Source organism: Coxiella endosymbiont of Ornithodoros maritimus, from assembly GCF_907164965.1.
GTDB lineage: Bacteria > Pseudomonadota > Gammaproteobacteria > Coxiellales > Coxiellaceae > Coxiella.
Genome location: NZ_CAJRAM010000089.1, coordinates 1 through 10,440, shown reverse-complemented (window position 1 = coordinate 10,440; position 10,440 = coordinate 1). Strand labels below are relative to the sequence as shown.

Below are 10,440 nucleotides of genomic sequence, written 5' to 3'. Positions count from 1 at the left end.
AAAGCCGTGGTAAAAACCAATGAGGATTGTCAACGGGTACAGCGCAGCCGGGGGGATTTAACGGCGCTGCCGGTTTATGCGAACGGGGAGGGACATTCATCAATTTCATCTGTTTCTGGCAAGTTGTTGGTGTTTATTGGGTTAGTTCCTCCACAACACGCGAGTGAGAATAAGGAGGTCTTGTCGCGGATTAGTAAACGCGGCAATGTGATGTTAAGGACGTTAAGGTAAAACCTGAGGTTGATGAGGCTAATTCATGCGGTGGCTCGGTGAAGCCGCATATACGTTCTTTTCGTCAAAACTGATTGTTGACAACAACCCTGGGGCCATATACGTATAGACCAAAGCAGAATACGGGAAAATAATGATCTCGTCTATCATCCCCGTATTTCACTGCGCTTCATACAGGCTATTTGTTGAAAACCTATACTTTTAATCGCACCCTTGATAATGAGCGCTATTGGGCATTTAAGTTAAACGATGCTATACTGCGCCTTCTCTAAATTAAAGACGTTCAGGAATTATGACTGAATTTGAGTCAGCCCCCATTTATCAAGAGGCGAAATACCTTACCAGCGCTGCTAAATTTGATCAGCTTCCTCCAGACCAGGGGGCTGAGATTGCTTTCATTGGCCGTTCAAATGCAGGCAAATCGAGCGCGTTAAATATAATCACCGGAATAAAAGGGCTTGCCCGCACGAGTAAAACGTCAGGGCGTACTCAGATGATTAACTTTTTTGCGTTAAACGAGCACGAACGTCTGGTTGATTTACCTGGCTATGGATATGCAAAAGTCCCGCGAATGGTACAAAAGCGTTGGGAAGAGTTAGTGGACACTTATTTAAAAAAACGCCGTTGCTTAAAAGGCTTGGTTGTCGTGATGGATATCCGTCATCCCTTAAAGGAAATGGATGAGGATGTAATCGAGTGGACAGTTAACTATGATATTCCTACTCATATTTTATTAACCAAGTCGGATAAACTTAGCCAAAATGCCGCTAAAAAAACGTTAGGAGAAGTACAAACAGCGATTAGCGCCTATGGAGAGAAGCTGACGCTTCAATTATTTTCCTCTCATGATCGCACTGGATTAAACAAAGTCAAAGCGGTTTTAAGCCAATGGTTCCGTTCGGAGCCATAAAGAACATTATACTTTTTTGAATAATTTTGTGATAGTTAAATATTCCCTTTTCAAAAAAACTGGGGTAAAGTGCCCCACCATTGAAATCCCTTCCGAATGGAGGACACATTGCCTTGATTTATTACACCTATCTAAAACCTCCCAGTAGTCTCTTAGCTTAATTCTTTTAGGCGTGGCATTATTGTAATAAATAATGCTGTTATTCTTACTCCATTAATCGATGGAGAGGGGACATGTTTTTAACTTCAAAGAAAACATATACTAAGAATGAAATGACTTCTTGGCCAATCCCAAATTACTGGGATCTGATTGCTGCAATTTTCGTTTTAGCGATCATTGTGTTATTGAGTTATGGCGCCAACACTATGGTGGGGAGATTTGATATTGGGGAATCAATTTCTATTTCTCTCGATCCGCGAGTATTGCCTTACTATGCCTTGCGCACGATATTACGGATGGGCATCGCCATGTTTTTTTCACTGTTATTTACGTTTGTTTTCGGGACTTTGGCCACCAAGAGCCGTCAAGCCGAGCGGGTTATTATTCCTGCTATTGATATTTTGCAATCGGTGCCGGTGCTTGGTTTTTTAACCATTACTGTAATGGCTTTTATCGCATTTTTTCACGGTAGTATGTTGGGGGCAGAAAGTGCGGCTATCTTTGCCATTTTTACGGCCCAAGTTTGGAATATGACTTTGAGCTTTTATCAAAGCCTTCGTACCGTTCCAGCGGACCTTTCAGAAACAGCATCTGTATTTCAATTGTCCGCATGGCAGCGATTTTGGCGGGTAGAAGTCCCCTTTGCAATGCCAGGCTTATTGTGGAACATCATGATGTCTATGTCTGGGAGTTGGACTTTTTTAACGGCGTCAGAAGCGATTAGTGTCGCTAATCACAATATTATGCTGCCAGGCATTGGTTCTTATACCGCCCTGGCTATCGAGCACGCTAATAAAATGGCTATCATTTATGTCATCCTCACGATGTTTATTGTGATTGCTTTGTATGATCAATTGTTATTCCGGCCGTTAGTGGCTTGGACGGAAAAGTTCGAAGCTGAAGTTAGCGTTGCCGGAACAGAAGCACAATCTTGGGTTTTAAATCTTTTTCAACGTACGCGTTTTTTACGGTTTATTGGGCATTATTTTTCGTTGGCAGGTAACGCCATTGTAAATTGGCGACTCTTTCAACATCGCCGACCCAGAAAATTAATTGACCCTAACTATCAGTTCCGACGGTTGTTGACTATTGCTTGGAATGTTCTTTTAATCCTCGGTGTTGCCGCAGCCCTTTTTTTATTGTCGAAATTTATTTTGGCGAAAGTCCGGTGGAATGAAGTATTACATGTGTTTTATTTAGGGCTCGTGACTGGCTTACGAGTCATCATTTTAATTATTGTTAGTTCTTTGATTTGGGTACCCGTTGGTGTTTGGGTAGGTTTGCGACCCAATGTTTCTCGCATCGTGCAACCGATTGCACAGTTTTTTGCAGCGTTTCCGGCAAACTTATTATTTCCATTGGTGGTCATGGTGATTATTCGCTACGGTTTGAATGTGAATGTTTGGACCTCACCATTAATGATTTTGGGAGCTCAATGGTACATTTTATTTAACGTTGTCGCTGGAACGATGGCTGTACCTAAAAATTTGCATCACGCTGTTGAAACGTTGAATGTAAAAGGATGGTTATGGTGGAAGCGGTTTATATTGCCGGGGATATTTCCTTACTACATCACCGGGGCGATTACCGCGGCCGGTGGAGCTTGGAATATTAGTATTATCGCTGAAGCGGTAAGTTGGGGGAATACGCATTTGCATGCCACCGGCTTGGGCGCTTATATCACCGCAGTTTCACAACAGGGTGATTTTCCTCGCTTAGCCTTAGGAGTCATGGTGATGTCTTTGTATGTAGTCATTCTCAACCACACCATGTGGCGACCTTTATACCGACTGCCCGAAGAGCGTTTTCGTGTGAAATAAGTTGGAGGTTTTAATTCCTGCTCTATCTCTTTGGGAGAGGGGGTTAGGGAGAGAGGTTTTAAAATTTTTTATAAACGCAGTTCAAATTATTTTTTAACACTTAGAATTGTGTGTGGATGATGGTCATGAAAAAAAACACCAATTACATTATAGAAGTCAAAAACATCAGTAAATCATTCAAAAAACATGGGGCACAAAGTTTACTTGTGCTTGATCGCATTAGCTTTAATGTGGGTGAAGGGAAAATTATCGCTATTCTAGGAAAGTCCGGTTCAGGAAAATCTACGTTATTACGAACTATTGCGGGTTTAATTAAACCTTCTTCGGGGGTTGTGCTTTATCATAGTGAACTGATTAATGCACCTGTGCCAGGATTAACGATGGTGTTTCAACATTTTGCATTGATGCCGTGGTTAACGGTGTTAGAAAATGTGGAACTGGGATTAGAAGCGCGAGGTATTGTACGCGAAGAACGCCGTGCGCGTGCGATTGAAGCGATCGATATCGTCGGTCTGGATGGGTTTGAATCTGCTTATCCCAAAGAATTGTCCGGCGGTATGTCGCAGCGAGTGGGATTAGCGCGAGCGCTGGTGGTGGATCCCGAAGTATTGTTGATGGATGAACCATTTTCCGCACTGGATGTATTAACGGCTGAAAACCTGCGGGGTGATTTAATTAATATATGGCATTCGGGTAAAACTAATATCAAAAGCGTTATCCTTGTAACACATAACATTGAAGAAGCTACGTTTTTAGCAGATCGTATTTTAGTTTTTTCAAGCGATCCAGGAACCATTCGCTCAGAAGTAAAGGTTGAACTGCCACATCCGCGTAATGATCAAGACCCTGAATTCCGCCGTTTAGTGGATGATATTTATGGACTCATGACAAGGCCGGCTGTTGAAGCTGTTCCTGACGCCATTAAATTTAAAACGATCGATGTTGGGTATCGTCTGCCGCAAGTTCCCATTTCTGAAATGATGGGTTTTTTGGAAACAGTGGCGTCGCATGAGCAAAAAAAAGTGGATTTACCCGAGCTGGCTGAAGAACTGCATTTTGAAATCGATGAATTGTTTCCCATTACCGAAGCGCTCGAAATATTGCATTTTGCTCATGTATCCGGGGGCGACATTGTATTAACGCCCGCGGGACGTCAATTGGTGGAGGCGGATATTTTAGAGCGTAAAAATATCTTTGCTCAGCATTTAATTGAATATGTTCCGCTGGCTCGTCAAATTCGCCAAGAATTAGATGAACATCCTAATCATGAAATTTCCGAAGAACACTTCCTAACGAACCTTGAAAATTATTTAAGCGAACAAGCCGCCGACGAAGTATTAACCACTGTCATCGATTGGGGCCGTTACGCGGAAATTTTCGCTTACGATTACAATTCAGGAATGTTAAGCCTAGAAAATCCGTAGCCCGTATGCAGCGAAGCGGAATACGGGAACACTCCCACTCTCTATAGTATAATGATTAATACATTATCAGAATTAGGCAGAGGTATCAGCGATGTTTGAGAAAAACCAGCGTTTAAACCCCAAGGAAGTGTATTTTTCCATTATTGCTTTGTTCGAAAATACCTTCAATGGGGAAAATGAAAAACGATTTGAACGAAAACAAACAATTGAAGGCAATGGTTACATTTCAAAATACGGTCGTATTTATTATGATACGGTAACAGAGAAAGGTATAATCGTTCATTATCCTGAGAGAGATAATGACAGACCATCGTCGGAAATTCAAAGCCCCCCTAGATTAAGAGAAATTAAGTCTAAAGTTGAAAACAGCATTTTTGTTGATGATGTTTCCAAGCTGTACTTCTATCCCATCGTTGAATCAAATGGCCGCGAACATTTTATTGCTGTTTGGCGTGAAAATGGATCATGGCAAATCGAAGCTTCAACCTACGAAAGATTCAGAATTGGCGGTAAGTATTCTCTAGATAGCATCACCGATATATTGGAAATACCAAAAGACAAAGTAAGTATTAAGACTGTCAAACAAATTCATGGGCCTGTGGTTATTATACTTACGCGGTAGCAAAACGTTTGATAGTGGGTGAGAAAGTTCTAAAACCTGACATTGACTCAATCATAAAAGAGATGGAAACCAATTATAAAAATTCCTGTGAAACAATTGAATCTCATGAAATATTGGATGAATTAAACTGAATTGTTGCATTAGGAGAAGATGGTTTTTCAGTTATAACACAAGAAAATTGTTCTTCCACATCTGAGGAACAATGTCCTGAAACAACAAACACTTTGGAAAAAGTTATCGATAAAAAAAACGATAATTGATAAAATCTAGGCTAAAGCCAAAACGTATGAACGCAGTAAGAATCCATTCTTAATAAATCGCGAGTTATGGGCGCACCAACTACGACAGTTTGTTACTGAATTAAATAAAGCAAATGATTTTGATACTGCCTATAAAATTTGGTTAGGAGTAGTAACTGCTAAACAGGAAGTTGTGGAATATGTCAATGAGGACATACTAGCTAAACACAATAATATATTCTCCATCGAAAACGGAAATGAAAAAACGGGAATACAACGGTTTATCGATGATTTAGAAACTGAATCTAAGAATATACAATTTACTAGTTCATCAAAATAACAGCCTGTAGGCCGTATTCCGCTTCGCTGCATATGGGCTGGGCTATACAGACTCTATTGAAAAAAAGCTGAGTTTAAAAAAATGACGAATGAAAATTTTTTAATCCAAGGCCCGGTTGGGCAGTTAGAAGTAACGATTACTCGTCCCAAAGGAATTGAAAAGTCGATGACGGGGATTATTTGTCATCCGCACCCCTTGCGTGGCGGGACGATCAATAACAAGGTGGTAACCACCTTAGCTAAGGCCTTGGACAAATTGGGATTGAAAACCGTGTGTTTTAATTTTCGTGGCGTGGGTAAGAGTCAAGGGGAGTACGATAACGGGGTTGGCGAGGCTGAAGATTTAAAATCGGTTCTTCGATGGGTGAAGCACAGTTGGCCTCAGGATGACATCTGGTTAGCCGGTTTTTCTTTTGGGGCTTATATTGCGGCTAAAGTAGCAAACAGTCAAAAGATCGCGCGATTGATTGGCATTGCCCCTCCTGTCTTTTATGAGGGCTTTGATTCATTAACTCAAATGACTGCTCCGTGGCTGATTATTCAAGGTGACCAGGATGAAGTAGTGCCATTTGAGCAGCTAAAAGCATTTGTTAACCAAATTTCCTCTCCGGTAGAGTTTGTAGTTATGTCCGGCGCAAGCCATTTTTTTCATGGGTGTTTGATTGAATTAAGGGAATTATTGGTCCGAAATTTAGCATAGAGCCTAAAGCTCCCTTAAATACCTTTATTGTGATAAAATAATAATCAGATAAGAGATGGCATATGTATAAATTATCGTAATGATCTAGGGAAAGAGTGGACACGGGTATTCCCTGGTTATGTTTGTAACCAGGCGGCCGGAAACTGTCAGTTCATTCACAAACATTCATAAATAAGAATCATTCTCAATTAACTTGACGCCGCTTGGGCGCCGATTGATAATGGTTGACGTAGTAATTGCATCTCATTCTCATTAAGGAGCCGCTGACGGTGCTGACACTGTCTGATCTTAAACCCGGTGAAGTCGGGATCATTTGTGGTTTTCATCCGGGCGACAAGGCTTATCGGCGAAAGTTGCTGGCGATGGGGTTGACGCCGAATACCCACTTTGAAGTCATCCGCCGTGCGCCGCTTGGTGATCCTGTGCAAATTCGTGTGCGTGATTTTTATTTGAGTTTACGGGAGAAAGAGTTTGCGCTGTTAAAAATTGAGCGAGGCAAGGAATAAATGGATAACGATTTTATTATCGCTTTAGCCGGGAATCCCAATTGCGGAAAAACCGTTGTTTTTAATGCGCTCACCGGCAGCCGCCAACGGGTGGGTAATTGGCCTGGGGTGACAGTGAATAAAAAGTATGGCTATTTTCAGCACCAGTGCTACAAGATTAAGGTGGTGGATTTACCCGGTACGTATTCGACCAGCGTGACATCGGACGCAGGAGGCATCGATGAAAAAATTGCGTGCGGTTATTTACTCTCGGACGAAGCCGACATAATCGTTAATGTGATCGACGGAAGTAACCTCGAGCGGAACCTTTACCTCACACTCCAATTATTAGAAATGAATATTCCCATCATCCTTGCTGTCAACATGATGGATATCGTTAAACAACAGGAGTTGGTGCTGGATTTGAAACAATTGAGTAAACGATTAGGGTGCTCTGTGGTTGGTTTAGTGGCGCGGCAAAATATGGGAATTGAGGCGCTGAAGGACGGTATTTTAAAAATAAAAGAGAAAACGGACCGTAGTGCCCAGAATACACCGCGTACTTCAGCGCGCGAAGCGCGCTTGGATTCCCGCCTTCGTGGGAATGACGGAGGACGATTTATTTTACCGTTGTCTGCGGAAATTGATCAGGCAGTGTATCTTTTAACACAAGTAATGACAATCGACGATGCCTGTCACGCGAAATGGTTGGCGCTGCGTTTATTAGAAGGCGACCATTTTGCCAAAACGCTCGTTGATCAATCGGTTTTAAAATTAGCGGAACGTGAAATTCTTGCTATCGAATCGAAATTAGGTGAAGAGCCTGATATTTTAATTGCGGACGCGCGATACGTATTTGTTAATCAACTCGTCCGCACTGTTACCCAACTGGTTAAAACGCCGCGACAGTCATTAACGCAGTGGATTGATCGGATTGCATTAAACCGTTTCTTAGGTATTCCGATTTTTTTCGCTATTATGTATTTTATGTTTTTATTTGCTATTAATATCAGTGGCGCTTTTCAGGGATTTTTTGATATCAGCAGTACCACTATTTTTGTAGATGGGCTTGCGCATTTATTAACGAATTGGCATTTCCCAGTTTGGTTGACTGCTATTTTGGCGAGCGGCATCGGGAAAGGAATTAACACAACTATTACCTTTGCGCCTGTTATTGGCGGAATGTTTTTATTTCTCGCTTTTTTGGAAGATTCCGGTTACATGGCCCGCGCAGCGTTTGTGATGGATCGTTTTATGCAAACATTGGGATTGCCAGGCAAATCCTTTGTGCCGATGATTGTGGGTTTTGGTTGTAACGTGCCGGCCGTCATGGGCGCACGTACGTTGGAAAACCGACGGGATCGTGTGTTAACTGTGATGATGATGCCCTTTATGTCGTGCGGCGCTCGATTAGCTATTTTTGCCTTATTTGCAAGCGCTTTTTTTCCTCAAGGAAGTGCTACCATTATTTTCTTGCTTTATTTAGCTGGTATTTCAGTTGCCGTTCTTTCGGGCTTAGTATTACGAAGAACGGTTCTGCTAGGAAAGCCCGCGCCACTCGTGATGGAGTTACCGCCGTATCACATACCACATTTTAGTTCTTTGTGGCGACACATGTGGCAGCGGTTAAAAAACTTTTTGTTCCGTGCAGGACGTTACATTATTCCAATCTGTGTTCTTATTGGTGTGTTAAATTCAATGACTGTCACCGGAAAACTGGTGGGAGATGCAAGGCAGCATTCTTTGGTGTCAGCCGTCGGTCGGCTAGTAACACCGCTATTTTCGCCGCTTGGCGTGAAAAAAGATAATTGGCCGGCAACGGTTGGATTAACGACAGGTATTTTAGCAAAAGAAGTGGTGGTGGGAACTTTAAACACGCTTTATAGCGAACAAGGCAACCTTACCCAACAGTCCGCATCGCAGTTTAATTTTTGGGGTGGATTGCGAGAAGCGCTCGAATCGGTCCCAGAAAATTTAAGTCAATTAGGCGATGCCTTTAAAAATCCTGTGGCAGCCAGCGAGGGCCCGTATGACATGGGTAAAACCGCTTACGGCATTATGTATAAACAATTCGGCGGAAAGAAAGCCGCTTTTGCCTATCTTTTATTTATTTTATTGTATTTCCCTTGTGTTTCAACGATGGCGGTGATGTGTCGGGAAGTAGGAAAACGATGGGCCTTATTTTCGGTATTATGGAGTACTGGGTTGGCCTACGCACTGGCTGTCATGTGTTATCAATGGCTCACGGTTGTTGCGCATCCTGCACTGACCTTAATTTGGAGCGCCGTATTAGTAACGGCCTTAATCACAGCAATTGTAAGTCTTCGACAATACGCGAGCCGCGATAAAAAGACCTCCACTCGCCCGCTAGCCGAAAAAGATGGCGGCGTCACTGCTGGGAGGGTATTTAAAGAAAGAAATCTCTGGCGCTTGCGGCCGAGATTTTTAAAAAAACGCGATGGTGAGGCTTAATGTTATTATCAATAAAAGCATTCTTAAAAGAACGTCAATCCGCCAATTTACAAGAATTATCCCTTCATTTTTGCAAGCAACCTGAAGTTATGCGATGCTTACTAGCCCACTGGATACGCAAAGGAAAAATCCGATGCCAAGAAAAACCCGCCGACTGCTGCACAAAATGCCAACGCTGCCAACCGCAGTTTGTGGAAGTTTATCGGTGGGTGGAGTAGCTCAGCCGATCATTACTTACTATCAATCCCCGTGCAGGCACTTCCAATTAGCCTTAATTTTCTTGACAAGGAGAATTTTAAAAAAAAGGAAAATTATTTTGGATAAAAGTTACTGCAAAATTTTAACCACAAACTCATCCACGCTGTCACCCTCCCGCGAGGCTTTCTGTTGTATTATTGAAGAATACAAAAACGCTTGCAGCCAAGTCGGGCCATGTGAAGGACTAAGAAAACACTGATGCTCCTTTCCTCATCATTAGCCTGGATCAACTATGTTTGAATCGCTGTGATAAGTAGAAAAACTGGATAATAAATATCCATTTTACATACCTTATTCACAGCGATACAGCTAAGCCCCTCCTTAAAGAGGGCGTTATAATGCGCCAACATAGAGTTTCTATTTTTAAAAAAAGGAGCAGGGCCATGAAAGATATTAAAATACTTGGTGTTGGTATTTATTGCAAAAGGGGTTTTTCAACTGTGTGGGATTGATGAGTGGGGTAAGGTGATCCACACGAGAGGGGTTAGGCGCTCAATATGTGTCCACTGTGGCAAGGCCTTAAGGTGGCTTGTGTGGTTGATAGAAGCGTGTGGAGGCGCGAACCATTGGTATCGGGTTCATGGGGTTGGGCATCCCAACACAGTTGATCGGTCCGCCGCAGGTCAAACCGTATGTCAAAAGTAACAAGAATGATGGTAACGATGCGCAGGCGATAGCTGAAGCGGCTTCCCGGGCCCCGATACGGTTTGTGCGGGGTAAGACGGTGGAACAACAAGACGTTCAAGCGCTGTTGAAGATACGCGATTGTTTAGTCAAAAGC

9 protein-coding genes and 3 pseudogenes are annotated in these 10,440 nt (G+C 42.6%); all 12 read left to right on the top strand.

The window, feature by feature from the left end; all coding sequences use genetic code 11:
* Nucleotides 1-225: pseudogene (locus OWO34_RS08020) on the top strand (transposase); the annotation flags it as partial.
* 298 nt (nt 226-523) lie between these two features.
* On the top strand, nt 524-1,141 hold the full coding sequence (yihA, locus tag OWO34_RS08015; RefSeq protein WP_267257148.1) for a ribosome biogenesis GTP-binding protein YihA/YsxC: 618 nt from the start codon (nt 524-526) through the stop codon (nt 1,139-1,141).
* A 233-nt stretch (nt 1,142-1,374) separates the two neighbouring features.
* Nucleotides 1,375-3,120 carry an ABC transporter permease gene (locus OWO34_RS08010; protein WP_267257147.1) on the top strand — a complete coding sequence of 582 codons (1,746 nt, stop codon included), beginning with the start codon at nt 1,375-1,377 and terminating at the stop codon, nt 3,118-3,120.
* Between the two features lie 110 nt (nt 3,121-3,230).
* Complete coding sequence (locus tag OWO34_RS08005; RefSeq protein ID WP_267257146.1) at nt 3,231-4,544, top strand: ABC transporter ATP-binding protein; 1,314 nt, start codon at nt 3,231-3,233, stop codon at nt 4,542-4,544.
* A 91-nt stretch (nt 4,545-4,635) separates the two neighbouring features.
* Nucleotides 4,636-5,166 (top strand): hypothetical protein, encoded by a 531-nt coding sequence (locus OWO34_RS08000; protein WP_267257145.1) that lies wholly within the window; start codon nt 4,636-4,638, stop codon nt 5,164-5,166.
* A gap of 660 nt (nt 5,167-5,826) precedes the next feature.
* Nucleotides 5,827-6,444: an alpha/beta hydrolase gene (locus OWO34_RS07995; protein WP_267257144.1), complete on the top strand. Its 618-nt coding sequence runs from the start codon at nt 5,827-5,829 to the stop codon at nt 6,442-6,444.
* Nucleotides 6,445-6,510: 66 nt separating this feature from the next.
* Nucleotides 6,511-6,615: pseudogene (locus OWO34_RS07990) on the top strand (hypothetical protein); the annotation flags it as partial.
* A 65-nt stretch (nt 6,616-6,680) separates the two neighbouring features.
* Nucleotides 6,681-6,950, top strand: a complete 270-nt coding sequence (locus OWO34_RS07985) for a FeoA family protein (RefSeq protein ID WP_267257143.1) — start codon at nt 6,681-6,683, stop codon at nt 6,948-6,950.
* Nucleotides 6,951-9,401 (top strand): Fe(2+) transporter permease subunit FeoB, encoded by a 2,451-nt coding sequence (feoB, locus tag OWO34_RS07980; protein ID WP_267257142.1) that lies wholly within the window; start codon nt 6,951-6,953, stop codon nt 9,399-9,401.
* Nucleotides 9,401-9,619: a FeoC-like transcriptional regulator gene (locus OWO34_RS07975; RefSeq protein ID WP_267257141.1), complete on the top strand. Its 219-nt coding sequence runs from the start codon at nt 9,401-9,403 to the stop codon at nt 9,617-9,619. The genes feoB and OWO34_RS07975 overlap by 1 nt, the downstream gene beginning before the upstream one ends.
* A complete protein-coding gene (locus tag OWO34_RS07970; protein WP_267257149.1) occupies nt 9,535-9,858 on the top strand; it encodes a hypothetical protein in 324 nt (107 codons plus the stop codon). Before OWO34_RS07975 ends, OWO34_RS07970 begins: the two co-directional genes overlap by 85 nt.
* A 184-nt stretch (nt 9,859-10,042) precedes the next feature.
* Nucleotides 10,043-10,440, top strand: a pseudogene (locus OWO34_RS07965) (IS110 family transposase); the annotation flags it as partial.